This is a genomic window from Pectobacterium brasiliense (genome assembly GCF_016950255.1).
In the GTDB taxonomy this organism is placed as follows: Bacteria; Pseudomonadota; Gammaproteobacteria; order Enterobacterales; family Enterobacteriaceae; genus Pectobacterium; species Pectobacterium brasiliense.
Map to the genome: position 1 here is coordinate 1,007,869 of NZ_JACGFN010000001.1, position 26,128 is coordinate 1,033,996.

General features: G+C 51.0%; 22 protein-coding genes. 3 read left to right on the forward strand and 19 right to left on the reverse strand.

Annotated features, from left to right (window positions below; genetic code table 11):
* Positions 1-10: 10 nt before the first annotated feature.
* The 12 genes from nrfF to licT form a co-directional block, all read right to left on the reverse strand.
* Positions 11-412, reverse strand: a complete 402-nt coding sequence (gene nrfF / locus H4F65_RS04500) for a heme lyase NrfEFG subunit NrfF (protein WP_010276461.1) — start codon at positions 410-412, stop codon at positions 11-13.
* On the reverse strand, positions 405-2,279 hold the full coding sequence (locus tag H4F65_RS04505; protein WP_010276457.1) for a heme lyase CcmF/NrfE family subunit: 1,875 nt from the start codon (positions 2,277-2,279) through the stop codon (positions 405-407). The genes nrfF and H4F65_RS04505 overlap by 8 nt, the downstream gene beginning before the upstream one ends.
* Positions 2,280-2,300: 21 nt before the next feature.
* Positions 2,301-3,263: a cytochrome c nitrite reductase subunit NrfD gene (gene nrfD / locus H4F65_RS04510; RefSeq protein WP_010276452.1), complete on the reverse strand. Its 963-nt coding sequence runs from the start codon at positions 3,261-3,263 to the stop codon at positions 2,301-2,303.
* A complete protein-coding gene (nrfC, locus tag H4F65_RS04515) occupies positions 3,260-3,931 on the reverse strand; it encodes a cytochrome c nitrite reductase Fe-S protein (protein ID WP_010276448.1) in 672 nt (223 codons plus the stop codon). The genes nrfD and nrfC overlap by 4 nt, the downstream gene beginning before the upstream one ends.
* Positions 3,928-4,497 carry a cytochrome c nitrite reductase pentaheme subunit gene (gene nrfB, locus H4F65_RS04520; protein ID WP_010276443.1) on the reverse strand — a complete coding sequence of 190 codons (570 nt, stop codon included), beginning with the start codon at positions 4,495-4,497 and terminating at the stop codon, positions 3,928-3,930. Before nrfB ends, nrfC begins: the two co-directional genes overlap by 4 nt.
* Before the next feature lie 48 nt (positions 4,498-4,545).
* Complete coding sequence (gene nrfA / locus H4F65_RS04525; protein ID WP_411353485.1) at positions 4,546-5,964, reverse strand: ammonia-forming nitrite reductase cytochrome c552 subunit; 1,419 nt, start codon at positions 5,962-5,964, stop codon at positions 4,546-4,548.
* A 457-nt stretch (positions 5,965-6,421) separates the two neighbouring features.
* On the reverse strand, positions 6,422-7,435 hold the full coding sequence (locus H4F65_RS04530) for a nucleoside hydrolase (protein ID WP_010276436.1): 1,014 nt from the start codon (positions 7,433-7,435) through the stop codon (positions 6,422-6,424).
* A gap of 111 nt (positions 7,436-7,546) precedes the next feature.
* A complete protein-coding gene (locus tag H4F65_RS04535) occupies positions 7,547-8,731 on the reverse strand; it encodes an esterase (RefSeq protein WP_010276433.1) in 1,185 nt (394 codons plus the stop codon).
* Between the two features lie 92 nt (positions 8,732-8,823).
* Complete coding sequence (locus H4F65_RS04540) at positions 8,824-10,464, reverse strand: carbohydrate porin (RefSeq protein ID WP_010276430.1); 1,641 nt, start codon at positions 10,462-10,464, stop codon at positions 8,824-8,826.
* A gap of 258 nt (positions 10,465-10,722) precedes the next feature.
* A complete protein-coding gene (locus H4F65_RS04545) occupies positions 10,723-12,117 on the reverse strand; it encodes a glycoside hydrolase family 1 protein (protein ID WP_010276427.1) in 1,395 nt (464 codons plus the stop codon).
* A gap of 35 nt (positions 12,118-12,152) precedes the next feature.
* On the reverse strand, positions 12,153-14,054 hold the full coding sequence (gene bglF, locus H4F65_RS04550; RefSeq protein ID WP_010276424.1) for a PTS beta-glucoside transporter subunit IIABC: 1,902 nt from the start codon (positions 14,052-14,054) through the stop codon (positions 12,153-12,155).
* Between the two features lie 312 nt (positions 14,055-14,366).
* Positions 14,367-15,230 carry a BglG family transcription antiterminator LicT gene (gene licT / locus H4F65_RS04555; protein ID WP_010276421.1) on the reverse strand — a complete coding sequence of 288 codons (864 nt, stop codon included), beginning with the start codon at positions 15,228-15,230 and terminating at the stop codon, positions 14,367-14,369.
* A 642-nt stretch (positions 15,231-15,872) separates the two neighbouring features.
* Here licT and pykF point away from each other — a divergent pair.
* Together pykF and H4F65_RS04565 are read left to right on the forward strand one after the other, a co-directional pair.
* On the forward strand, positions 15,873-17,285 hold the full coding sequence (gene pykF / locus H4F65_RS04560) for a pyruvate kinase PykF (RefSeq protein WP_010276414.1): 1,413 nt from the start codon (positions 15,873-15,875) through the stop codon (positions 17,283-17,285).
* Between the two features lie 313 nt (positions 17,286-17,598).
* The gene (locus tag H4F65_RS04565; RefSeq protein ID WP_005970385.1) at positions 17,599-17,835 is read left to right on the forward strand and encodes a major outer membrane lipoprotein; all 237 of its coding nucleotides are present in this window, start codon (positions 17,599-17,601) and stop codon (positions 17,833-17,835) included.
* 183 nt (positions 17,836-18,018) lie between these two features.
* Here the strand turns inward: H4F65_RS04565 and H4F65_RS04570 are convergent, their stop codons facing one another.
* From H4F65_RS04570 to sufA, 7 genes are all read right to left on the reverse strand, one after another.
* Complete coding sequence (locus H4F65_RS04570) at positions 18,019-19,041, reverse strand: L,D-transpeptidase family protein (RefSeq protein ID WP_010276407.1); 1,023 nt, start codon at positions 19,039-19,041, stop codon at positions 18,019-18,021.
* 478 nt (positions 19,042-19,519) lie between these two features.
* Complete coding sequence (sufE, locus tag H4F65_RS04575) at positions 19,520-19,936, reverse strand: cysteine desulfuration protein SufE (protein ID WP_010276404.1); 417 nt, start codon at positions 19,934-19,936, stop codon at positions 19,520-19,522.
* Between the two features lie 33 nt (positions 19,937-19,969).
* Complete coding sequence (gene sufS / locus H4F65_RS04580; protein WP_010276401.1) at positions 19,970-21,193, reverse strand: cysteine desulfurase SufS; 1,224 nt, start codon at positions 21,191-21,193, stop codon at positions 19,970-19,972.
* Complete coding sequence (gene sufD / locus H4F65_RS04585; protein WP_010276395.1) at positions 21,193-22,539, reverse strand: Fe-S cluster assembly protein SufD; 1,347 nt, start codon at positions 22,537-22,539, stop codon at positions 21,193-21,195. The genes sufS and sufD overlap by 1 nt, the downstream gene beginning before the upstream one ends.
* A complete protein-coding gene (sufC, locus tag H4F65_RS04590; protein WP_010276391.1) occupies positions 22,514-23,260 on the reverse strand; it encodes a Fe-S cluster assembly ATPase SufC in 747 nt (248 codons plus the stop codon). The genes sufD and sufC overlap by 26 nt, the downstream gene beginning before the upstream one ends.
* Before the next feature lie 96 nt (positions 23,261-23,356).
* The gene (gene sufB, locus H4F65_RS04595) at positions 23,357-24,856 is read right to left on the reverse strand and encodes a Fe-S cluster assembly protein SufB (RefSeq protein WP_010276389.1); all 1,500 of its coding nucleotides are present in this window, start codon (positions 24,854-24,856) and stop codon (positions 23,357-23,359) included.
* Between the two features lie 13 nt (positions 24,857-24,869).
* A complete protein-coding gene (gene sufA, locus H4F65_RS04600; RefSeq protein WP_005970398.1) occupies positions 24,870-25,241 on the reverse strand; it encodes a Fe-S cluster assembly scaffold SufA in 372 nt (123 codons plus the stop codon).
* Positions 25,242-25,667: 426 nt separating this feature from the next.
* Between sufA and H4F65_RS04605 the strand changes: the two genes are divergently transcribed.
* On the forward strand, positions 25,668-26,069 hold the full coding sequence (locus tag H4F65_RS04605; RefSeq protein ID WP_010276359.1) for a hypothetical protein: 402 nt from the start codon (positions 25,668-25,670) through the stop codon (positions 26,067-26,069).
* Positions 26,070-26,128: the final 59 nt, after the last annotated feature.

Here is a 26,128-nt window from a genome sequence, read left to right on the forward strand (position 1 = left end):
CTTAACAGGCTCATGGGCGCGCTCCTCGGTTCTGCCGCCGCATCACCCGCCACGCGATAACCGCAATCGCTAACAGCAAAAACAGCGGCGTGAGCCAGAGGATGCCGGTTTGCATTTTCATCGGTGGGTTGTACTGAACAAAGTCACCATAGCGCTGATTCATAAATGCCATAATGTCTGACTTGCTCTTGCCCTGCTCCACCATGGAAAAGACCTCATGGCGCATGCTGACCGCCACGGGCGAATTCGATTCCAGCAGGCTTTGGTTCTGGCATTGAGGACAGCGTAACTCACTGGCAATCGCCATCGCTTCCTGCCGCTGTGCCTGACTGGAGAACGCCCAGGTATCGACCACCTGAGCCTGAACAGAAAAAGCCAGCAGCATGAAAAAGAGCGCCAGATATTTAGTCATAAGCCCTTCGCCCTCTGAACCATCCCAGCAGTGCGCCCGTAACCATCAATATGCCGCCGCCCCACACCCAGCGAACACCGGTTTGCACATAGAAACGCATCGCATAGCGGTTCTCGCCCGTTTTCTCTCCCATCACGGCATACCATTCTCTGATCGGCCCCCAGGCAATGCCCGGTTCAACCATCTGCTGTTTGCGTGCGTTGTAGTAACGGCGTTCCGGCATGACCTGGGCGATCGGTGAGTCGCGGCGATAAATCGCAATCACGGCCTGCTCTGCGGTGTAGTTCTGTGCCGCCACTAACTCCAGCTGTAAAAATCGGAAATGGTAGTCGCCCAGCGTGACCTGTTCTCCCTGACCCACATTGGCGCTGATTTCCTGCTTGCTGCCCGCAGAGAACACAATCCCCAGGGCAAATAGCGCCACGCCCGTATGCGCCAGCAGGGCAGGAAGCTGCTGGCGTATCGCCGACAGCGGCTGTAACCACTGCGCAGCCATAGTCCAACCGATCAGACCCGCAGCCAGTGCAACGGCGTACCCATACGGCCATAAGACCAGAACGGTAATAACGCCGACGGCCAGCGTCATGCTTAAACGCCGGATGGGCCATCGCGTGCTACGTTTCCAGTAGCCTCCCGCCGCTACCCCAATGAGCAGCAGCATCAGGCCACCGAAGGGCAAAAGCACGCGGTTAAAATAGGGCGCGCCTACGGAGATTTTCCCCCATCCCGCCAGCCCATAAATCATCGGGTAAAGCGTGCCGAGCAGTACCACCAGCGCGACAGCGCTGAATAACAGCAGTACCAGCAATATCGCCATTTCCCGCGACCAACCGGAGAAGCGGGCAGCGGAGCGGACAAGCTGAGCACGCCAGCCGTAAACCGCCAGCGCCGCCATACTCAAGCAGGCAAACAGGATAAAGAGAGGCACTGCGCGGTCATGTTCGAGGGCGAAGGCATGGACGGAAACCAGTATCCCGGAGCGCACAATCAGCGTGCCCAGCAGGCATAAAATGAACGTCAGCAGCGCCAATATCAGCGACCAATGGCGGAAGATGCCGCGCATGCGGGTGACAGACAGGCTGTGCAGTAATGCGCTGGCCGTAAGCCACGGGAGTAGCGAGGCGTTTTCTACCGGATCCCAGAACCACCAACCTCCCCAGCCGAGTTCGTTGTAGGCCCACCACGACCCGAGGATGATGCCCAGCGTCAACAAGCTCCAGGCGGGCAGCGTCCAGCGCCAGCAAATCCAGGCGGCTGGCGCAGTAAACTCACCGTGAATCAGGGCGGCTAGCGCCAGCGCCGCACTCACGGTTAACCCGCCATAACCCAGATAGAGCAACGGCGGATGGAGGATGAGGCCAATGTGTTGCAGCATGGGATTGAGATCCCTCCCCGCCACCGCTGGCGGGAAAAGACGTGCAAAGGGATCGGAAAAGAACAGAATGAACACCAGCATCGCAGTCGAAATCACAGCCAGCATCGCCAGTGTCAGCGGAAACAGCTCGCTCGTCGCCTTGCGATAGCGGCAAGCAAACGTGGCACTCCAGCCGGTTAAACATAACAGCCACAGCAGCAGCGATCCTTCATGTCCGCCCCAGACTGCCGCAATTTTTAGCCCCAGCGGTAAATCACGATGGCTATGCTGGGCGATGTAGTTAACGGAGAAATCATCCTGCACCACGCTCAGCGTCAGCGCGATAAACGCGAACAGCACAAGACCAAACAGTACCAACGTCCAGCACCGCGCCAGCCGGTAAGTGCCCGACCAGCGCAGGGAATAGCCTGAAAATGTCAGCAACGCCGTCGCCACACCGACACAAACCGCCAGCGACAGCGCGACATACCCAAATTCTGGCAATAACAACATCAACAGGCCTCTTGCTGGGAATTAGACAACGGTTAACTGCCCCGCATAGAGGATAAAGAAACGCAGTAGCAAAACGCCCACCAGACTAAGGCCGCACACCGCCAACACGCCATAAGGTGAATGCTGTCGGCTAGCCCATGACTTAAGCAGCAAGGGAATAACTAATCCAATCCCTACCACGCCCAGCCAGAACCACACGGCCCAGAATCCCCCGCCCACAGCGGCCACCAGCGCTCGCTGCTTCCCATCGTCCCCTAAAGCAAGGCCGATAAAGAACGCGAACAGTAAGAAGATCTCTAACCACACGACTGGCGTTTCGACACGGTGTACAAAGTGCGCTTCTTCACTATGCGGATTGCGGCGATAGCGGCAGGCCATGGCGATCAGCGCCACGGCTGCACCGGAGGACACCCCCGAGAACAGGAATAAAGCCGGTAAGATGGGGTTATTCAGCAGCGGATAGGTTTTCAGCGCGGAGAGTAAAAATCCGGTATAAGCCCCTAACATCACCGCCAGCAGCAACATCACGATATCCAGCGATTTCTGTAGCGGTGCCAGCCAGCCGAGCACCTTAGGAACGAGGGTCAGCTTCGGTAGCCAGCGTTGTTGCAGCACGATAACCTGCTCGCTGAAAATGTTGACCAGCCAGACTGCCAGCGCCGCCATATAGACCTGAAACAGCATGACCCCAACCGACATCACCGAGGTAAAACTGTAATGGAACATCAGCTTCCAGAACGTCCAGGGGCGCGTCAGGTGAAAAACCAGAATCAGCAATCCAAAGATGATGGTGCACGGTGCAAGAATCAGCGTTGTGCGCATGAGCGTACTGTCGGCGGTTGCCTGCTCGGGATGGTAGCGCCGCAGCAGGGCTGCCAGCGTCACCAGCCCCGCAGAAATGCCCACCAAAAACAGGTAAATCGCAATCGGCCAGTCCCAGACTAACGAATCAAAATGGAATGCGCTTGAAGACACGGGCGTCATTGATGAACCTCCCCGTATTTAAACGGTACGCGATAAAGCTTAGGACGAGTGCCGAGCGCGATTTTGTAGCGATACGTCGGCTGTTGACGAAGCAGGCGGGAAATCTCGCTGTCAGGATCGTCAAGGTTGCCAAACGTCAGTGCGTTAGTCGGACAAGACAACACACAGGCAGGCAGTTTTCCGGCCTTCAGGTTGGTCTTGCGGCAAAAATCGCACTTATCCGCCGTTTTCGTCTGCGGATGGATAAAGCGCACTTGATAAGGACAGGCAGCAAGGCAGTATTGGCACCCTACGCACAAATCGGGATTCACATCCACAATGCCGCTTGCCGCATCACGGTATGACGCTCCGGTAGGACACACATCAACACAAGGTGCATGATCGCAATGCTGACAGGAGTGACGGAAAAAGCGATATTTCACGTCTGGGAAGGTCCCGATCGGTTCGCTGCGAATGATCGTCAGGCGCGATACGCCTTCCGGCACCTGATTGACTTCCCGGCAGGCATCCATGCACGCCGTACAGCCGATACAGAGCGATTCATCGTGGATCATGCCGTAGCGGACGCCGTTGATATTCAGCGTCTGTGCGACGACCTGCCCCGCCGTACTGGTGATGGCAATCAGCCCCCCCATACGGGCAAGAAATTGACGACGAGAGCAACTCATGGCTGCCTCTTATTACCCAGATGAACTGAGGCTGGGTTGAAGTCTGGGTTATTGCGCTGATCGCTATGGCAATCCACACACAGTTTGATGCGACTCTTGTCGTTCAGCGTCTGCATACTATCCTGCGTGGGGTGCAGTTGATGGCAACTGGCACAAGCCACTTTCGCGACGTGCACATCGTGTGGCCAAAACGATTTTTGCAACTGTTCCGGCGTATGGCATGACATACAGACGCTGTTTTGCTCTTCCACCTTGTACATCGGGAAGTTAAAACGCATAACATCTCTAACGCCTTCGCGGTGCATCGGCGATGGCTTGCCGTGACAGTTGGTGCAAGTCAGCTGTTTTTGATTATGCGGGTTGACGGCGGAGGCATGCTTGCCTTGCATGCCATCCTCTTCCGGTTTATGACACTGTAGACAAGCCTCATCGGGATTGCGCTGCGGCATGACCTCCCAGCGCTCTCCTTTTTCCGCCTGAGGTGCGGGCTGTGTCAGCCCTGGCAATGCCCAAAGCAGGCCTGATACCAGCACCCCGGCAGTCAATAACGAACGTAATACGCTCATATCCACTCCACTTTATGATCGCCCGCGTCCACGGGCGATGAGGGGTTATTAGTTCAGTCGTCCCGCTTTACGCGCTTGCTCATCCCACTGCGGCACTACCGTGTTCAGGAAATCCTGTTTTTCGGCTTTGATTTGCTGCATGTTGAGCCCAATCGCCTGCTGCGCTTTCTCTTTTGTCGAGATATCCGGCAGCTTGATTTCTCCTGTTATTCCTTTCTGGGCCAACAGGCGCACCAGCTTGGTTCTCGCCTCAGCGGATTTACTCAGCGAGGTGCCAAGCATCCGTAAGCCTTCATCCGGCGCATGCATGTGAATACCGTGAGAGGCAACCGCCAGATCCCAGCGCCATTGCGCATGGCGGATATCCATCAGAATCGGCTGCATTTCTGCTTCGGTTGCACCGGCATCCCAGGCCGCTTTCGCCTCAAAATGCGCGTGAACCAGTTGCGCTTCTGCTTTCAGTTTTAAGTCCTGAATGGCCGTTTTACGTTCAGCAACAACTGCCTGCATCGCCGCTTTATCCTGCGTGTGGCAATTGGTACAGGTTTCGCCGTAATTGTCGAAAGGGTTACCTATCTTGTGATCGGTATACAATTTGCCGTCCGCGTTTTTCACTTTCGGCATATGGCAGTCGATACAGGTCACGTTGTTTTTACCGTGAATACCAATGCTCCAGGTTTCATATTCTGGATGTTGGGCTTTCAGCATCGGTGCGCGGGAAAGGGTGTTGGTCCAATCAGAGAAGGAAATGGCGTCATAGTATTTTTCCATGTCTTCGACTTTGGTGCCGTTATCCCATGGAAACTTCACCGCTTTGTCTTTACCGGAAAAATAATACTCAACGTGGCATTGCCCACAGACCATAGATTGCTGGCCGAATCGACTGGATTGATCAAACGGTTTGCCAATCGCTTCCATTGCGCGTTCGGCATAAGGACGGGACAGCGTCAGCGCCGGTTTGCCCTGAGCGAAATCCGGGGATGCGGTATCATGGCAGTCCGCACAGCCGAGATCGTTAGTAATCTCCGGTCCGCCTCGTGCCCACTTGCCTTTGAAATAACCGTCCTCACCTTCCTGTTGAATCAAGCGGGCGACGTCCGGGCTTTTACAGCTCCAGCACGCCATCGGCAGAGGGCCATCTTCTGCCGTTTTTGGTGCACCGGTACGTAGCGTTTCACGCACATCCGTTATGGCATAGGCGTGGCCGCGCGGCTTGTTATAGTCTCTGGAGAAGGGATAACCCGCCCAAAGGATCACCATCATGGGGTCTTCTGCCAGCGCATCGTGACGCTCAGACTGTTCACTGGTCGCTTTCCACGAGTTGAACTGATCGGGGTGTTGATTGGTGAATACGGAGTTTCTTGCTTCTATCGGGGCGGGAGGGGGTGACGCCGGAGCATCAGCGGAATAGGCTGGCACCATTAGAAAGAGACTGGCTACCATGCCCCACAGATAGGAGACTGACATGCTTATCCTGACCATGCGTTTGTGTCCAAATTAAGCCGCCTACTGGCGGTCATTTTAGTTATCCATTTGACAGAAACCACAACAACTGTCGTGACATTACTCACCCTATGAATAACAAAAAGATGCATTCAAAATATTGTTTTTGATCAAAGGTAAAGAAAAGTAATGAATCGTATCGAAAGTTATATGAGGCGTATCTCAGTCATGGAGAGTGGACATCACCAGATGGGATGAGGGACTTAAACGCTGATGACTTTAAAATTAAGCAGTTAAAAACTGGGTACTTACGTATCAAAGTAGGTGGCGAGAGCACTGGGATGACGTGTCCATGTCGGTCATTCATCCCAGTGTATTTGCTGATAAAGCGTGGCGTTTTGCCTGATAGAAAAAATTTATGAGCTCAATAAGTGGGGCTTAAGTAAAAAATATTGCCCCAGAGTATGCCCTTCTGGAGTTTTTATTTCCCTTGGCCATAGGCCAACGCCAGCTTGGCGTAGAAATCTTCCAGCGTGAAGCGGGCATCAACCGCGTTATACACTCGAATCTGGCGTGCATTGCCCTGCGGGGCATAGGTCAGATCGTCGTTTAGCTGCGGTGCATTAACCAACGTGTAGTGATATTCGTGGTCATCCAACAGCAGCGAAACCGCAGGGTTATCGCCCAAGACCCAGACTTCACTTTTCGGCCACGGAACATCCTTGATGGTTTCGGAAATCGCACGGTTAAACTCGATCAGCTGTTGCCACAGGTACTCCCCGACTTTCCCCTGCGGTTTCACGCGCACGGCAAGCTCAGACAGCGAGACGCGCACGGACATATAGACATTATGCGGAACCTGCCACAAAGGCACCTGAGACTTGAATACACTGTTCGCCGCAACCGGATCGTTGAACATATTGTATTCCCAGCCCCCTTTCGGATAAGGCATGCCGCCAATCCACACCACCGTCATTTTGCTGGCGATCGTCGGTTCAGCCTGCAACGCGGCGGCGATATCCGTAATCGGCCCCATGACTAACACAAACAGCGGATGCGAATCGTCTTTTAACGCTTCCTTGATCAGCATTTGCGCCCCTTCACTCAACGCAGGTGCGCTACCGTCGGCTTTCAGGGCCTGTGTCGCACCGCGATAAACGGGAATGTCCGTTTTTCCCATCACGTTCATCAGGCGCTGAAGCTCGTGGTAGCTTTCCATCATGCTGTTTTCGCCATCACGTTTCATCAACGGCGCGGTACGGGAGTAATGGGCAGCAATCAGCCCTTTCACCTGCATCGTCGGCGTCAGTACCGCATGGGCCACGGCAAAATCATCGTCAGCCTCGTTTTTAGCATCGGCGCTAATAATGACGCGAATCTGCTTATGGTCAGCCACGTCAAAAGGGGAATTTTGAGCCTGTGCGCTGAACGCACTGAGGAAAGGCAATACCACGATCAACAGGGAAAAACGGGAAAAGTATCGGCGAATAGACATGATTATCCTTAACGCTAACGGTGCTTGGCCGTCGTTGATATGACAGCCCAACGATTCGGGCTGCCATCAGAGAAGCGGGCATGCGACGACGCTGCCCGCAGCATGAAGACGCTATTTAAAAAGCTTCTGAACAAACTCACTGTAGGCCGGTCGCCAGACATCCATTTCATGACCAAGATTCGGATAATGGCGGTAGTCAAACCGGATATTCTTCTGCTCCAGTGCCGTTTTCAGACCCGCAATATCCTTACCGGTGATGTTGTCGGTTTCGCCAATCACCACAGTGAAGTTATTCAATTGCCGATTGATCTGCTCAGGCCGTTCAAGCTGTGCAGCAACGGCCGTGTTCGGCACCGTTTCGGTGGTCACACCGCTGAACGTTGCCAGCCAGCCGAAATGATCCAAGTGGCTCATGCCGGATACCAATGCCTGATAGCCGCCCTGCGACAGCCCGGCCAGCGCCCTGCCGTTTGCATCCTGACGGACGTTAAAGCGTTTGCCGATCTCGGGGATAATGTCATGAATGAGTTCCCTGTCCGCCGCTAACGCATTGCGCGGATAGAACACCTTGCGGCGCTCCTGCGGGGGATATTCCTCCGGGATGATGCCGGGAACGTCCGTTTCTGTATCAGGAATGACGACCAGCATCGGCTCAATCTTTTTCTCCGCCAGCAGGTTATCCATCATCTGCGGTATCCGCCCCTGCACCACGGCCGATGCGCCCGTATCGCCAAAACCATGGTAGAAGTACAGCACCGGCAGCGGTTTTGACGATTCGCTATAGCCCGGCGGCGTCCAGACATACATCTGACGCTCTGATTTCAAGGCTTTCGAATGATAGGTCAGCGTTCTCAGCTCACCGTGTGGCACCTGACGCACGTCCAGAATACTTCCCGGCACCAGAATCAGGCTGGTATTCACCTGACGCTGCGGTTTGGTAAACGCCGTCCCGGTATCAATGGTGCGAAAACCATCCACGCTGAAAAAATATTCATACAGGTTCGGTGCGAGCGCTGACGTTTTGAACGACCATACGCCAGATTCATCTTTCGTCATCGCATGGGACACGATGCTATCGGGCGTCGAACCGGTAAAAACACTGACCTGCTTAGCCGTTGGCGCAAACAGGCGGAAAGTGATGCTGCTATCCGCGTTCACCGCCGTGACGTATTGGCTCACAGGGACAGTTGCCGCGGGCATAACAGGAAAATCGGCAGGGAGCGCAGAAGCGTTGATAGAAACCCCCGCTAATACACCCAGAGCTAGTAATGATAAAGATATTTTCTTCATGTTCATTCGCATAATTCCATCCCGAATATCACGTTATCGAGTCTGTTTTTGCTAAATGTCGCGGCACCGCCGAAGCGATGCCGATGTGGTGACAGCGATTACCACCAAACTTCCGCTTGAACACCCACGGAGAATTGATCGCTCTTACTGTCGTTAAAGGTGGCCTTACTGATATCGTTATCTTCAATTTTCAGGTAAGAACCATAGAACCGAATCTCTGGACGAGAATTCAAGATACTCGTGTCAACTTTAAGCGCATGGTACAGCGTGGTTTTATAACCTGACTCGTGATAATTCACACCATTGGCCTTATTGGTTTGGTTAAAATACGCCAATTCGACCCCAGTCTGGTTAAATTTATCCCAAATATAAGCAGGACGTAATACCGCACGGATGCTGTTGAAATCGGTATGCGCTCCCGTGTCATAGCTGTATATGTCATTACCTTGTGAATAAACCAGCGCATTCGCCATAATGACATCATCACGCAGATACATTTCTCCTTGCGAGATCGCGCGGAAGGCATTACCTGAATGATTACCATAGTAGTCACCATTACGGCTATACGTCGGGTTAGCATCAGAGATATTAGCAAAACCGCTGGCAATAGAATTACTCGCGCCTTGCACGGTGAATTCATTAAATCCACCGTTATATAATCCTTGACGTAAAATGACACCCGCGGTCCAGGCATCTTTCAATTTATACGATAACCCATCGATTTCATTATTATTCTGCACATTGCTCTTATTGGCTTTCGCATATTTACCAATCAGAGACAGTGTTGCATCATCCCACAGCGGAATACCTTTATAACGGATATCAACCGCATTGGTATTGACCTGATTTTTATCTTTCTTCGGATCATTATATACAAATCGCCGCGCGTTAACGTCTTCACGGTTCAAAGAGACATCAAGTTTACCCACGCCCAACTGCCAGTTCTCAATACCTACACCGCCCGCCGCTTCTGAACGGTGGCTTTTCCAGTCAAGCATCTGAATTTCATAGACTGGCAGGGTATTTTTACCTACCCAAAAATCAGCCTCTGGGGCGAATGGCAAGAACCCTTTTGTATTGACGTACATCTGGGAGAATTGCAGTTTATTTTCATTATCGGCGTCTTCGCCAAACCAGGCGCTGTTGTACTGCATACCCACGTTACCATCCAATTGGATGACGGCGTCGACACGTTTATTCCCTTCTGCATACACTTTTTGGCTCAGTATGAGATCGAACCAACCACTGTGCTCATTACCAAAACGCCCTAATGAACCAATCGCATACGATTTTGGTGCGCCATGATCGGCCGTGGCCCATCCAGAACGGAAATACCCCGTATAGCTAAAGCCAATATCATCCTTAACGAACTTACTCACTTCAGCTAACGTTAATGGTTTCTGTTCTGCACTTGTCGCCGCATCAGTCGTATTTGTGGCGGGTTGGACAACAGGCGCAAGAACCACCTGATTAGCCGATGACGTGCCAGAAGACGCAACAACCAGTGGTTTATCTTTTGCCGCAGAGTTTGCAGCAAGACGTGCTTTATTTTCTGCGTTCGTCTTATATTCACGAAACTCTTTTTTCGTTGACTGCAATTCGGCTTTATTTGCCGCCAGTTCTTTCTCCAATAGCTCCAGTCTTTCCTCTACGGTCAACTTCGCGGCCATAGCACCATTAGACAAAAACACTGACGACATCAGTAATACCATCATCTTTACAGGGAATTTTTTACGCATATTTATTATCCGAGTAGGGTACATTATTAGATTTAAAACGAAACCATTCCGACGCCAGCCGATGGCTCGTCTATTTATAAAAAGCTTTTTGTAAAATCCACATAACCGTTTATATAATTTAATGGCTAGTCCATTTCCTCCGCTTCATCTTGTTTCCTCGCCATCTTTCCCATGGGTAGTAAAAAAATAGAGTTCGCATTCATTCCAGAGTTTATTTTCCTGAGAATGAATGCGTAAATGATTCATCAATGCGGTGCTTTACTTCAACGTTTCGCCATTAGAGGAAATGACCTCTTTATACCAATAGAAACTTTTCTTACGCCGACGTTCTAACGAACCGTTCCCTTCATCGTCACGATCGACATAAATGAAGCCATAGCGTTTTGACATTTCGGCTTTTGATGCACTGACCAGATCGATAGGGCCCCAGCAGGTATAACCCATCACCTCAACGCCATCTTCCAGCGCTTCACCCACTTGATACAGGTGATCGTTCAGGTATTTGATGCGATAGTCATCGTTAATGCTGCCATCGCTTTCGAGTTTATCTTTGGCACCCAAACCATTTTCCACAATGAACAGCGGTTTTTGGTAACGGTCATACAGATAGTTCAGGATATAGCGCAGCCCTTCCGGGTCAATCTGCCAGCCCCACTCCGAGCTTTCCAGATGCGGGTTCGGCACCATATTCAGAATATTGCCGCGAGCTTTCTGGTTCACTTCTTCATCGGTGGTTACGCAGCCCGTCATGTAATAGCTGAAAGAAATGAAATCAATCGTTTCCTTCAGCGACTGACGATCGTCTTGCGTTACCGTCAGCGTAATATCGTGCTGTGCAAAGAAGCGCTTCATGTACGCCGGGTAGTATCCTCGGGCTTGGACATCACCGAAGAACAGCCAATCACGGTTCTGCTGCATCGTTTCCATGACATCCGCGGGCTTGCAGGTTAATGGATAAAACATGGAACCCAGCATCATATTGCCGATTTTGGCATCAGGGATGATGTCATGGCATGCCTTCACCGCTTTCGCACTCGCAACAAGCTGGTGATGAATCGCCTGATAAATATCCTGCTTACCACTCTCGGTAGATAAACCAATTCCGGTAAATGGTGCATGTAATGCGCAGTTAATTTCGTTGAACGTCAGCCAATATTTCACTTTGTCTTTATAGCGCTGGAATACCGTGCGAGCGTAACGTTCGAAGAACGTAATCGTTTCACGGCTTCCCCAGCCGCCGTAATTCTTCACCAGGCCATACGGCATTTCATAGTGGGACAGCGTCACCAACGGCTGAATCCCGTACTTCGTCATTTCATCAAACAGGCGATCGTAAAATGCCAGCCCTGCCTCATTCGGCTGGGTTTCATCGCCCTGCGGGAAAATGCGCGTCCAGGCAATAGAGACTCTCAGGCATTTGAAGCCCATTTCAGCAAAGAGCGCGATATCTTCGGGGTAGCGGTGATAAAAATCGATCGCCGTGTCTTTGATTCCGCTGTCGCCCGGCGTACGCGTGACGATCTCGCCAAAAATACCCTGTGGCTGTAAGTCGGACGTCGATAGCCCTTTGCCGTCCGTTAAGTACGCACCTTCAACCTGATTGGCTGCGATCGCGCCGCCCCACAAGAACTCTTTCGGAAACTGATGGCTCATATTTTCTCCTCCCAATTGGGTCGTAAATTTCAATGTCAGCGAATTAACGTCAGCAACGCGCCCTGCTCTTGCACGGTGTCTCCGGCAGTAGGCAGAACATCAACGTAATCTTCGCTATTGGTGATAATGACGGGCGTTGTGGTGTCATAGCCGGCTTTCTCAATCGCCTGATAATCAAACTCCACCAGAAGATCACCCTGCTTCACGACATCGCCTGTCTTGATGTGTGCAGTGAAATACTGACCGTCCAATTTCACCGTATCGATACCGACGTGAATGAGCACCTCGGCTCCCTCTTCCGATTCGAGCCCAATGGCATGGTTGGTTTTAAACAGCGAAGCAACCGTACCGTTCACCGGAGAAACCACGCGCCCGGCCAGCGGTTTAATCGCAATCCCTTTTCCCATTAAGCCACTGGCAAACGTTTCATCGCCGACTTGTTCAAGTGGCAGAACCATACCGTCGATCGGGCTGTTTATCTCTTGCTTGCGCGTTGCATCATTCTGACGCTGTGTGGCTTGTGGTGCCGCCGCAGGTGCATTTGCGTCTGTCGCTTTTTCTTCCGCGGGAATCCCAAATGCCCAACTCGCGGCGGCAGCAAAGGTAAATGAAATCACCGTACCAATAATGGCGGCCCAGACCGTGTTATCGACACCGGTCGGCGGGATAACCTGAGTAAAGGTAAAGATGCTCGGGAAACCGAAGGAATAGATAGTGGTATGGAAGTACCCCAGAATGGCGGCGCCCATTGCGCCACCCACACAACCAAAGATGAAAGGACGTTTCAGCGGCAGCGTGACGCCATACACAGCAGGTTCGGTAATACCAAAGATTGCCGCCGAGAACGCTGAACCGGAAATCCCTTTCAGCTTCATATCGCGGGTACGCAGCAACACGCCCAGCACCGCCCCTGCCTGCCCTAACACCGCAGGAACCAGTAGCGGCATCATGGTGTCATGCCCCAGCACGCTGAGGTTATTGATCATCAGCGGCGTTAAGCCCCAGTGCAGACCAAAAATAACAAACACTTGCCACAGCGCCCCCATCAACGCGCCTGCAATCATGGAGTTCAGCCCGTAGATCAGTTGGTAACCGCTGGCCAGCATGTGCCCAAGCCAGGTTGCCGCCGGACCAATCAGCAAGAACGTGACGGGAACGGTAATGCAGAGGCACAGCAGCGGCGTGAAGAAATTGCGGATATTGATATGCAAAATGGCATTCAGCGGTTTTTCCAGACGTGAAGCAAGCCAGGCCGAGAAAATAATCGGAATAACGGAAGAGGCATAATTGATGAAGGTAATCGGAATACCCAGGAAATACAGCTGTTGGTAACCTGCATTTTGCATGGCACCAAATTCAGCAATCATGGAAGGATGCACTAGCGTGGCACCAATCACCATAGTAACAAATGGATTACCACCAAATTTCTTCCCTGCGGTATAGCCTAATACTACCGGGAAGAAAAAGAATAATGCATCGCTTGCTGCAAACAGAACTTTATAGGTTCCGCTGGTTTCAACCATCCAACCACACGCCAGACTGAGTGCCAGAAAACCTTTTAAAATACCCGACGCCGCCATTACTCCAATTAGCGGCGTAAATATCCCAGAAATAATATCAATGAAGCGAGAGAAGATATTTCCTTTTTTTTCATCGCCGTCTTCATTACCTGAGGAGTCAGCCTGATCGGTCAGTCCAGCAATATTCTGTAAACTGCGATAGACGTCACTGACATGATTGCCGACGACGACCTGAAATTGTCCGCCACTTTCAACCACCATGATCACGCCTGAATTATTTTTCAGCGCAGCGGCATCCGCTTTTTTGTTGTCTTTTAATTTAAAGCGTAATCGGGTTGCGCAATGCATCACGCTAATGATGTTGCCACGTCCGCCGACACCATCGAGTATCTCTGTTGCTAATGCTTTGTATTCCATCGTCTATCCTTAATACTAAACAGACTTAAATATCAATAATTTAAGATTGCCAGCTCTGTTTGAGACAAAAAAAAACCTAAATCGCTTTTCCCAATAAGCATTGAGAAAACGATTTAGGTTTTGCCTGCCCGCCTAGACTAGCCTGACAGTAACAATCCTGCTTGTTTGTCGGCACAGTAGTCGTGCTGACAATAAAACCAACTTCATCTGATAATTTACTTTCCACATACTCTATGCTTTAACTTTCACCGTACGCAAGGACATTTATCTTGTCATACTGTTATTTTGTGACGAAAAGCAAACTAACAGAAATTATTCTCCATCACCTGGTTCTATTTTATCCTGACCTTCTGTGCGTACGCGTTCGATATGAATCGTTAAGAACATCAACTCTTCTTTCGTTAACGTATACTGATACTTTTGAATAATATGAACCTGTATTTTCTCTGCACAGCGATAAGATAATTGATACCTTTCCTTCACGACATCATGTAATGACTCATCATCACTAAATACCGTGCTTTTTCCTATTAGCCGCTGCGCAAAAAACTTCAAATGCGTCACAAAACGATGATAACTTAACGCCTGCTCGTTGTAATCCAGACTCAGCTGATATTTTACAATGTTCAGTATTTCCTGCATGATTTTGGTAATCTGCAAGACTTCCGGCATTTCGCTGTCGAGCTGCGCATTCACCAAATGCAGTGCAATAAACCCCGCCTCATCTTCCGGTAACCGCACGGCCAAACGCTGCTCAATAATATCCAGCGCCTCCAGACCAACCGCGAATTCCTTTGGATACAGGCGTTTTATTTCCCATAACAGCACATTGCGGATATCCACCCCTTGCTTATGGCGCTCTATCGCAAAGTGACAGTGATCCGTTAAGGAGATGTAGACGCTGTTTTGCAGTTTTCCGGGCAAACGGTCTTTTGCCAGCAGAATGATCTTGTCTGCCGTCGTGATGACATCCATCGGAATCTCTGACAGCAACTCCTGTAGACGCGATGTCAGCTCGCCGGATTTCATCACAAACACACGTTCAATCAGCGTTTCGTCCAGCAGGTCGCCAGAGTGCTTTTTGAAGCCCAGCCCGCGTCCCATCACAACCGACTCATTATTGTTTTCGTCGATTACGGTGACGACATTATTGTTGAGTATTTTGGCAATCTTCATTTTTCAAACCCTGGAAACAAAAAAACCAGACACCCGTAGCAAGAACGAGCATCTGGTTTTGCCTGCTTACGCAGTAACAATCCGCAATGGCAGGTAAACTACCATTTGCATTCCTCTTCTCAAGGAGAATGACACAAAAACGTGATACGGATCGACAGAAAAACGTGCCGCTTACACGCGTTTTCTTTATTTATTGTGTGCCGTTACAAGAATCAACCACTTGCAGCCAGTTGCCGTCATACCGTATTGATACGGTGGGTTTCTTAGGCAGTTGCGCAACAAAGTTAGGTAAAAACACCAAATCGATCAGTTTTTTGCGTAAACACGACAAAATATTCAATTTCATCCCTTTTACCACCTTGTTTCTCGTCGCTTAATAACTATAATACGGAACGTCGTTTCAATTGAATGGTTTCAGCTAAACAACGTGCCACTATCAATAACATTATTATCAACGGCATCGCCAACGCGACTCCCGCAGATCTTATGCGACGAGCAGTTGCGCACTTCATCACCCATTCACGACGACCATCTATACTTACCTCCTATACTGTTTCCTCATACATTCTTTCCAGCGGCTTGTCTCGCCTCGCCACTGGATCACTCGTTTTTTAATCCATCACAACTTGTAGAAACTATCGTATGAAAAAGACAAAAATTGTTTGTACCATCGGGCCGAAAACAGAATCGGAAGAAATGCTTGGCAACCTGCTGTCTGCTGGCATGAATGTTATGCGCCTGAATTTCTCTCACGGGGATTACGCAGAACACGGTCAACGCATCAAGAATCTGCGTGCCGTTATGGAAAAAACCGGCAAGAAAGCCGCTATCCTGCTTGACACCAAAGGCCCAGAAATTCGTACCATGAAGCTGGAAAACGGCGCTGACGTTACGCTGACCGCAGGTCAAACGTTCACGTTCACCACCGATCAAAGCATCGTGGGTAACAAAGATCGCGTCGCAGTAACCTACGCTGGATTCACAGAAGACCTCAGCGTCGGCAACACCGTTCTGGTTGATGACGGCTTGATCGGTATGCAGGTTACGGCAATCAACGGTAACGACGTCGTTTGTAAAGTACTGAACAATGGCGATCTGGGCGAGAATAAAGGTGTCAACCTGCCTGGCGTTTCCATCCAGTTGCCTGCTCTGGCTGAAAAAGACAAACGTGACCTGATTTTCGGTTGCGAACAAGGCGTCGATTTCGTTGCGGCATCCTTTATTCGTAAACGTTCTGACGTTGAAGAGATTCGCGCTCACCTGAAAGCACACGGTGGCGAGCACATCCAGATCATTTCCAAAATCGAAAACCAGGAAGGTCTGAACAATTTCGACGAAATCCTGGAAGCGTCCGACGGCATCATGGTTGCTCGTGGCGACCTGGGCGTTGAAATCCCGGTTGAAGAAGTGATCTTCGCACAGAAAATGATGATCGAAAAATGTAACCTGGCACGCAAAGTGGTGATCACCGCGACGCAAATGCTGGATTCTATGATCAAAAACCCACGTCCTACCCGTGCTGAAGCTGGCGACGTGGCGAACGCCATCATCGACGGTACCGATGCCGTGATGCTGTCTGGCGAAAGTGCGAAAGGTAAATACCCGCTGGAATCCGTTACCATTATGGCAACGATCTGTCAGCGTACCGACTCCGTGATGAAAAGCCGTCTGGATACCATCAAGACTCCTACGGTTCTGCGTATCACTGAAGCGGTCTGCCGTGGCGCAGTTGAAACTGCAGAGAAACTGGATGCGCCGCTGATTGTGGTTGCGACCAGCGGCGGTAAGTCTGCCAAGTCTATCCGTAAATACTTCCCGAACGCCCGTATTCTGGCGCTGACGACGAACGACGTGACTGCGCGTCAGCTGCTGCTGAGCAAAGGCATTGATACGCTGCTGGTGAAGGAAATCGCTTCTACTGATGATTTCTACCGTATCGGTAAAGAAGCTGCTCTGAACAGCGGTCATGCGCAAGCTGGCGATGTTGTGGTTATGGTGTCTGGTGCACTGGTTTCCAGCGGCACAACCAACACCGCTTCCGTACACCGTCTCTAATCCCAACGATCAGATCGGTAAAAAGCGCCTTAATGGCGCTTTTTTTATATTCTGAAACGACTTTCTACAGTGCGATAACCTAATTAATGCGTCTGTGTAACACGTCATTTAATAGCCTAAAGCCTCAGAGTTATCCGATAAAAATAGCACTGTTTTCCTTACTTTTTTAATGAATAGGTAAAACTCGCTGTTTCTTTGAGCGAACGATCAAAATTAAGCATGTTCTCATCAAAAATTTATTCTCATTAGAAAAAAGTTTGTGTAATACTTGTAACGCTACATGGAGATTAACTCAATCTAGAGGGTATTAATAATGAATCGTACTAAACTGGTACTGGGCGCGGTAATCCTGGGTTCTACTCTGCTTGCTGGTTGTTCAAGCAACGCTAAAATTGATCAGCTGTCTTCTGACGTTCAGACTCTGAACGCTAAAGTTGACCAACTGAGCAACGACGTGAACGCAATCCGCTCTGACGTACAAGCTGCTAAAGATGACGCAGCTCGTGCTAACCAGCGTCTGGACAACCAAGTTCGTACTTACAAAAAGTAATCGAACTGGTTAAGTAGTGAAAATGGCGCACACTGTGCGCCATTTTTTTTGCCTGCGTTTTACCTTTTCAGCGTTCTCTTTCAATCCCTTTTTCTTTCGCTTTGCCAGATAGCTTCATCCTTCTGCCCTATCCCTGGGCCAGCACAGATGCGCCTAAACGCATCTGGCCGATTTATTTCAGTATTATCGAGCGGTGGTACTGATCGCCGTAATCGGCGCAACCTGATGCGTCTTAGGCTCTTCTGGAGCCGATTCTACCGGTGGCTGGTAAGTATTGATGTCTTGCCCTACGCTAACCACGATTGGCATGCCTGAACGACGCACAATAGCATCAGCAACGGCTTTACTGTCCGTCTCTGCATCCTTAACAAACTTCTGCGTCTTCGCCGTCAGCGGAATCCGCATAGTTTGTGGATCGTCCTTATCGGTTTTCGACAGAGGCTGATGCACTTCAACATAGCGTTTGCCGTCTGGTTCAACGGACGTTTTAATCGCATCGTTAACAATCTGCACTCGCGTACCGACTGGCACGTTGTCGAATAGTGCCTTGATATCATCCGGGCGCAGACGGATACAGCCGGAACTTACGCGCATACCGATACCGAAGTCCGCGTTCGTACCGTGCAACAGATAAACACCACCGTGCGCTGACAGACGTAACGCGTGTAACCCCATCGGGTTATCAGGACCCGCCGGAACGACGGCAGGCAGTTTAATGCCCTGCTCTTCAAGATAATGCTTACGGATGTTCGCCGTTGGCGTCCAGGTCGGATTCTCACGCTTCTCGCTGATGCTGGTGGTCATCAGTGGCGTATTACGCCCCAGTTGACCAATGCCGATCGGGTAAACGATGACGGTATTCTTCCCTTTCGGATAGTAGTAAAGGCGCAACTCCGCCAGATTGACCACAATACCTTCACGCGGGGTATCCGGCAGCAGCATTTGCGTTGGGACCGTGAGCGTTGAACCCGCTGTCGGCAGGTAAGGATCCACCCCTGGATTCGCTTCCATCATGCCCAACAGACCAATCTTGAAATCCGCAGCGATAGCCTCCAGCGGACGACCATCATTGGGGACCGTATAAGCGATGTTTTCGCCAATAAGTCGGCTATTGGGTGGCGGTAGCGGGTATTCCGTCGCTTTCGCGGCGGTGCTGGCCAGATATGCCGCGAAGGCCATACCAAGTAAAGTTAACGCGCGTTTCATATTAGGTTCCCTACATCACAACTAACATAAGTAATTTATCAACAACATCCGGTTCTGTACCCAGAATGCAGTATCCGGCTGGCTATACCCTGTTTGCCCCGTCATACCTCAAGCTGCTTGTGCGTGCACGTTTCTGCGGCCTGAATTATCCGGGGATATCTGGTGTCAATGTGGCTATTGTTGCCCCTTTCCACCAAGCGTGGGTATATATTAGCATTGTTGTAACAAAAGAATATTTTATTTAAAAATCAAAGCATTGATATTCAATTCTTTACAAAGCAGAGCCAGCATAAAATTTAATGGAAAATAAATATACGGGACGAATTCTGAAATATCAGCGAGTTAATAAATATGACAAAAAAACAATAACGTGCCGTTGGTAAAAATCAGTAAATGCAAAAAACAAAAAAGCGCTGGACGTTTTTTTTCCGTCACAGCGCTTTTTATACTTCAGGAAAGCAGAAAACAGGGAAGAAAATTAAAGCAGTGCGGCAGCATGCGCACGAATTGCGCGCAACATCGCCTCAAGGCCCTGAGAGCGGGATGGCGTCAGGTGTTGATTCAAGGCCAGCGATTCGAAGAATGGCCGCACATCCAGCTCAACAATTTCCTGCGCTGTCAGCCCCTGATACAGGCTGAAAACCACGGCAATCAGCCCTTTCACGATGGCGGCATCGCTGTCGCCGTGCAGGGTGATAATGCCCTGTTCATCCGGCTGTGTCACAATCCAAACCTGGCTTTGGCACCCCGAAATCAGGTTCTCTGGATTACGCCACTCGTCGGGCAGAGGGTCAAGACGCTCCCCTAACTCGATGACATAAAGATATTTTTCTTCCCAGTCATTACAGCGCGCAAAATTGCGCGCCAGTTTCTGCGGTTCTGGCAGACTCGCCATGTTTTCCTCCCCGGACAGATCCGCGCGCGGCGCTTAGCTGCCCAGCAATCGATGGATACGTTGCAACCCGGCAACCAGCCGGTCAATTTCTTCGCGTGTAGTATAAACGGCCAGCGAGGCGCGGCACATACTGGGAACACCGTAGTGTTCCATCAGCGGCATCGCGCAATGGTGGCCGGTGCGAATCGCAATACCGTACCGATCGAGGAAACTTCCAACGTCGTAGGCGTGGTGCTGCCCAAGATTAAACGCGATAACGCCGTGACGTTCAGCAGGCCCGTACAAGGTCAGATCGGGCACCTGCGTGAGTGCTTCCAGCGCATACTGCATCAGAGAGGCTTCATAACGTTGAATCTCTTCACGCCCCAGCGCCGTCACGTAGTCCAACGCAGCGCCTAAGCCCATGATGCCGCCCGTGTTGGGCGAACCTGCTTCAAAGCGCCACGGCGAATCGGCATAGGTGGTACCCGTACGCAGGCTCACCTGACGAATCATCGCCCCACCGCCTTCCCACGGCGGCATGGCCTGAAGCAGATCACGTTTGCCGTACAGCACGCCAATACCCGAAGGGCCGTAGATCTTATGTCCTGAAAAGACAAAGAAATCACAGTCCAGATCCTGCACATCGACCGTCTGATGCATAATCGACTGCGCACCATCGACCAACGTGACCGCGCCAGCCGCTTTTGCCTGTGCGATCATGGCCTTAACTGGGTTTAAGGCACCGAGTACGTTAGAGATTTGCGTTACTGCCAGCAGGCGAGTACGTTCGTCCAGCAGGCTGGGAAGCTGCGCAACATCCAGTGAGCCATCTTCGGCCAGCGGCAATACGCGAACCTCAACGCCACGCGCTTCCGCCAGCATCTGCCAGGGAACGATATTCGCGTGGTGTTCCATCTCGGTGATGATCAGGTTATCGCCCGGCTGGATAAAGGTGCGGCCATAGCTGTTAGCCACCAGATTGATGGCCTCCGTCGTCCCGCGAACAAAGACAATCTCTTCCACTGAAGCCGCATTGATAAAGGCAGCCACCTGCTCACGTACCGCTTCCATCGCGCTGGTCGCCTGCGCGCTCAGCGTGTGAATGCCGCGATGCACAGCGGCATATTCATGGCGATAGAATTCGGCTTCGCGATCGATAACCGCGTGCGGTTTTTGCGCACTCGCGGCGCTATCAAGATAGGCTAACGGTTGACCATTAACCTCACTTGCCAGCAGCGGGAAATCGGCACGAACCCGTTCAATAGGATAACTCATCATACCGCCTTGCCGGCATTCGCCAGCGCGTTTGGCAAACGCTGCGCGATACGTTCCAGAACCACATCTCGCAGAGACTCGTTTTCAATCGCTTCTGTGACTTCCGCCGCAAAGGCGAAGATGATCATCTGTTGCGCATCCTGCTGCGTAATACCACGAGAACGCAGATAGAACAGCTGTTCTTCGTCCATACGACCAATCGTGGCACCGTGACTGCATTTCACGTCGTCGGCGTAGATTTCCAACTGCGGCTTGGTATCAACCTCAGCCAGTCGACCCAGCAGCAGGTTGTTGTTAGTCATCTGTCCGTCAGTTTTCAGCGCATGCGGCGCAACTTTGATCATGCCGTTAAACACCGCTCTGGCGCGATCGTTGACGATGACTTTATGCAACTGGCGGCTTTCGCCATAGCCCTGATTATGCTCAAGATACGTTCGCGTATCGCACACTTCGCTGCCAACTGGCAGGATCAGGCTGTTCATGGACAGATTAGTGCCTTCGCCATTCAACTGGGCGCTGGTGTTATGACGCGTCAGACCCGCACCCAGCAAGAAGCTGTGACTACGAACCCGAGCATCACGCGCCAGAACCAGATCGTTATGCGCGAAGTGGTAGCCTGCCGCCGCTTCAAACGCCAGCTTATAATGGCTAACCTGGCTATTTTCTGCCGCGTTCACCGTCAGACGTGCGCCAGTAAAGTGCGCATGCTCATCCAGACTGACGTAGTGCTCGATAATTTCCGCACTCGCGCCACGCTCAACGTTCAGGTGATGACGATGGTGAACCGTGTTCAACGCGGCTTCCTGGCTGCTGCTAATGTGCAACAGATAAAGCGGCTTTTCCGCCTGCTGTCCGGCCGCCAGATGAATGAGCGTACTTGTGCTAGCCAGACTTTCGGTCAGGTGCAGGAACACTTCGGACTGGATGGCTGCAGGCAGCACGCCATGCGCACGCGCCGCCTGTACGTCAACCTGATAAGGTCCCCAGGCGCTGTCGCTGAGTTCGGCATTGAAAACGCCATCGACAAACACCAGACGCCAGCTATCTACTGCTAAAGCCAGAGCGTCTACCGCTGCACGATCGAGAGACGGTGCCTGTGGTGCGACAAATTCGTTGCTCAGCAAGCCATCCAGCGGCGTGTATTTCCAGTGCTCATGCTTACGGTGCGGTAAGCCAAGGCGCACCACGTCCTGCCAGTGCTGGTTCGCTTCTTCAGAACGGCGCGATGCATCGCGTTCAAACAGACCATGCCATTGCTGCAGCGCCTGCTCTTGTTTCTGTGCGATGCTGGTTTTACCCGTCGCGTTATCGCCCGTCACCTTATTGCTCGTCGGTAAGCCAGCCATAGCCTTGCTCCTCCAACTGTTTCACCAGCGAGAAATCACCGGATTTCACAATGCGCCCTTGATACAGAACGTGGACGTGATCCGGTTTGATGTAATCAAGAATACGCTGGTAGTGCGTGACGATGATGAACGAACGCTTGCCGTCGCGCAGCGAGTTCACACCGTTAGAGACGATTTTCAGTGCATCAATGTCCAGGCCGGAGTCGGTTTCATCCAGAATGCACAGATCCGGCTCCAGCGCCGCCATCTGCAGAATATCGTTACGCTTCTTCTCACCACCGGAGAAGCCCACGTTGACCGAACGGGTCAGCAAATCTTCCGGCATATTCAATAACGTGATCTTTTCTTCGATAAAGTCGGCGAAGTCAAAGCGATCCAGCGGTTCCTGCTCGCGGTATTTACGCACCGCGTTAACGGAGGTTTGCAGGAAGAACTGGTTGCTGACGCCGGGGATCTCGACAGGGTACTGAAACGCCATGAAGACGCCTTCGCCCGCACGATCTTCTGGAGACAACTCCAGCAGATCTTTCCCTTTGAAGTTCACCGAACCGTCGGTCACTTCATATTCTTCGCGTCCAGCCAGCGTCGCGGACAGCGTACTTTTTCCTGAGCCATTCGGGCCCATAATCGCGTGAACTTCACCCGGCTTAATGGTGAGATTAAGCCCTTTGATGATCTCTTTGCCTTCTACGCTGACTTTTAAATTTTCGATGCTTAACATGCTTATTCCTTCCAACGCCCAATGTGGCGAGCGCTTAATGAATTCCGGGACCGATGATTCTCATTATTCTCTGTGAAAATCCCGGTAACCGCCGAATTAACCCACGCTGTGTTCCAGGCTAATCGCCAGTAACTTTTGTGCTTCTACCGCAAATTCCAACGGCAATTCAGAGAAGACGTCCTTACAGAATCCGTTCACGATCATCGAGATGGCGTCATCTTCGCTGATACCGCGTTGCAGACAGTAGAACAGCTGGTCTTCACCAATTTTCGAAGTCGTCGCTTCGTGCTCCAGTTGCGCCGTATTGTTGCGTACTTCCACATACGGGAAGGTGTGCGCGCCGCACTCGCTGCCGATCAACATGGAGTCACACTGGGTGAAGTTACGGGCGTTGGTCGCGCTCGGCATGATCTTCACCAGACCGCGGTAGGTGTTCTCACTGCGTCCGGCGGAAATCCCTTTAGAGATAATGGTTGAACGGGTGTTTTTACCGATGTGAATCATCTTGGTGCCGGTATCGGCCTGCTGACGACCATTGGTCAACGCGACAGAGAAGAATTCACCGACGGAGTAGTCACCGCGCAGAATAACGCTCGGGTATTTCCAGGTGATTGCGGAGCCGGTTTCTGACTGCGTCCAGGACATTTTTGAATGCTCGCCTGCACACAGCGCGCGCTTGGTCACGAAGTTCAGAATCCCGCCTTCGGCGTCATCTTTACCGGAGAACCAGTTCTGCACCGTGGAGTATTTCACTTCGGCATTCTTGTTGATGATGACTTCCACCACCGCAGCGTGCAGCTGGTAAGTATCACGAACGGGCGCGGAGCAGCCTTCGATGTAGCTGACGTAGCTGTCATCATCGGCGATCAGGATCGTACGCTCGAACTGACCGGTTTTCGCCGCATTGATGCGGAAATACGTCGACAGTTCCATCGGGCAGCGCACGCCTTTCGGGATGTACACAAACGTGCCGTCGGAGGCGACCGCCGAGTTCAGCGCCGCAAAGAAGTTGTCGTTCGCCGGAACGACCGTACCGAGATACTGCCGCACCAGATCGGGATGATCCTGAATCGCCTCGCTGAATGAGCAGAAGATAATGCCTTTTTCAGCCAGCTCATGCCGATACGTGGTCGCAACAGAGACGGAGTCGAAAATCGCATCGACCGCCACTTTCTTGCCTTCACGGACAGGAACGCCCAGTTGATTAAACGCGTTCTCTACTTCGCTGGTCAGGTAATTATTCACGTCCGTAATCCCGGATTGCTGCTTGGCGCCGGGCTCAGAGCCGCAGCTGTCATCGCAGTTACCGCAGGAAGGCGCGGAATAATAGCTATAGTCCTGATAGTCCAGTTTCTCGTAATGGGCTTTCAGCCAATGCGGTTCTTCCATCTCCAGCCACGCTTTGTAGGCGTTGAGACGGAATTCCAGCATCCACTCAGGTTCGTTACGCTTCGCCGAAATCGCCCGTACGACATCTTCGTTGATGCCGTGCGCCAGCTCATCGGTTTCCAACTGCGTGAAGAAACCTTCTTTATAGCGTCCATCACCCATCCAGATCTGGACATCATCAGGTACATCTACCGTGCTACGTGCCATAATTTTTCATCACTTAAATGCCAAAGCTTTCGCCACATCCACAAGCATGCTGCGCTCTGGGATTATTAAACTTGAATATCTGATTCAGCCCTTCACGGACGAAATCAAGTTCTGTGCCGTCAATGAAAGGCATCGCTTTCAGTGGGACATACAGTTTTGCACCATCACGTTCGAATACCAGATCGTCGGTCTCGAACTCCTGTACCAGATCCAGCACATAGCCAAACCCCGCACAGCCTGATTGTTTAACGCCGAGCCGTAGTCCTTGCACGGCTTCATCCTGCTTCATCAGATTCTTAATCTGCTTCACGGCGCTGTCGGTCAACGTCAATCCTTGCCAGACATTTTCATCCAGTGAAAACGTCCCTACATTTTCCGCTTGCATATGGAATACCTCATTGCGTGTGGTACCAGTTTTAGGCTGGTTTCCCCTAATGTTAGTGATAATGAAACTAGCTTCAACCTCTTGTTTCGCAGGGCTATTCGTAACATTTCGGTTTTTAGCGAGCCAATAGCGCTATTTTACACGTCTCTGACGCGCCAAACAATGCGGCAATAAACCAACTAACCAATTGATAATAAATGAATTATAAGTATCACTCAGATCCCTTTCGGGAAGGAAAAAATTATCATCTCGTTATCATTATTATAACATTTATCGGCGATACCTATTTGTAAAACAGGGAAGGTATATGAAGATTTATGTGATTTCCGATCGGACTTTTGACGTTAAAGCACGTTTTGCCCATTGATCATGGCCTTTTTTATCAATATGATAATGATTATCATTTCATATTCAGGATCGATAACCATGCTTTCCGTGAATGCCTGGCTGCAGCACAACATTGACGAATATAAATTTCAGATTCGCGATGCCACCGTTGATTTCTATATGGCGGAAGCTCGCTTAAACCGTCCGGGAAGCAATATTGACCACTTACGTCGCTTTCATAACGCCTGCATGGACATGGTTGAACTCTGTCTGAGAAATGGCGATGACGACAGCTATCTGCACGCATTGGTCAAGTTACACAATCGGCTGATTAAAGAGATTAATAATGAAGGGCGTTGCCACCTCTTTCGAGTGCAAAGCTACTACTTTGCCCGTAACACGCTGAAGTCGATTTGCCATCAGTTAAGCATGCAGGGTTCATGGGATAAAGCCACCGCATTTCAGACCGACTTCGTTAAGCGCGTGCCGTTTCTCCCCTGAAGAACCATGTTTTCTTGAGAACAATGTTTTCTTGAGAACAATGTTTTCCCAGAACAACG

Coding starts and splice junctions, on each gene's coding strand:
- nrfF (WP_010276461.1), bottom strand. CDS start 412: ATGACTAAATATCTGGCGCTCTTTTTCATGCTGCTGGCTTTTTCTGTT.
- H4F65_RS04505 (WP_010276457.1), bottom strand. CDS start 2,279: ATGTTGTTATTGCCAGAATTTGGGTATGTCGCGCTGTCGCTGGCGGTT.
- nrfD (WP_010276452.1), bottom strand. CDS start 3,263: ATGACGCCCGTGTCTTCAAGCGCATTCCATTTTGATTCGTTAGTCTGG.
- nrfC (WP_010276448.1), bottom strand. CDS start 3,931: ATGAGTTGCTCTCGTCGTCAATTTCTTGCCCGTATGGGGGGGCTGATT.
- nrfB (WP_010276443.1), bottom strand. CDS start 4,497: ATGAGCGTATTACGTTCGTTATTGACTGCCGGGGTGCTGGTATCAGGC.
- nrfA (WP_411353485.1), bottom strand. CDS start 5,964: ATGTCAGTCTCCTATCTGTGGGGCATGGTAGCCAGTCTCTTTCTAATG.
- H4F65_RS04530 (WP_010276436.1), bottom strand. CDS start 7,435: ATGTCTATTCGCCGATACTTTTCCCGTTTTTCCCTGTTGATCGTGGTA.
- H4F65_RS04535 (WP_010276433.1), bottom strand. CDS start 8,731: ATGAACATGAAGAAAATATCTTTATCATTACTAGCTCTGGGTGTATTA.
- H4F65_RS04540 (WP_010276430.1), bottom strand. CDS start 10,464: ATGCGTAAAAAATTCCCTGTAAAGATGATGGTATTACTGATGTCGTCA.
- H4F65_RS04545 (WP_010276427.1), bottom strand. CDS start 12,117: ATGAGCCATCAGTTTCCGAAAGAGTTCTTGTGGGGCGGCGCGATCGCA.
- bglF (WP_010276424.1), bottom strand. CDS start 14,054: ATGGAATACAAAGCATTAGCAACAGAGATACTCGATGGTGTCGGCGGA.
- licT (WP_010276421.1), bottom strand. CDS start 15,230: ATGAAGATTGCCAAAATACTCAACAATAATGTCGTCACCGTAATCGAC.
- pykF (WP_010276414.1), top strand. CDS start 15,873: ATGAAAAAGACAAAAATTGTTTGTACCATCGGGCCGAAAACAGAATCG.
- H4F65_RS04565 (WP_005970385.1), top strand. CDS start 17,599: ATGAATCGTACTAAACTGGTACTGGGCGCGGTAATCCTGGGTTCTACT.
- H4F65_RS04570 (WP_010276407.1), bottom strand. CDS start 19,041: ATGAAACGCGCGTTAACTTTACTTGGTATGGCCTTCGCGGCATATCTG.
- sufE (WP_010276404.1), bottom strand. CDS start 19,936: ATGGCGAGTCTGCCAGAACCGCAGAAACTGGCGCGCAATTTTGCGCGC.
- sufS (WP_010276401.1), bottom strand. CDS start 21,193: ATGAGTTATCCTATTGAACGGGTTCGTGCCGATTTCCCGCTGCTGGCA.
- sufD (WP_010276395.1), bottom strand. CDS start 22,539: ATGGCTGGCTTACCGACGAGCAATAAGGTGACGGGCGATAACGCGACG.
- sufC (WP_010276391.1), bottom strand. CDS start 23,260: ATGTTAAGCATCGAAAATTTAAAAGTCAGCGTAGAAGGCAAAGAGATC.
- sufB (WP_010276389.1), bottom strand. CDS start 24,856: ATGGCACGTAGCACGGTAGATGTACCTGATGATGTCCAGATCTGGATG.
- sufA (WP_005970398.1), bottom strand. CDS start 25,241: ATGCAAGCGGAAAATGTAGGGACGTTTTCACTGGATGAAAATGTCTGG.
- H4F65_RS04605 (WP_010276359.1), top strand. CDS start 25,668: ATGCTTTCCGTGAATGCCTGGCTGCAGCACAACATTGACGAATATAAA.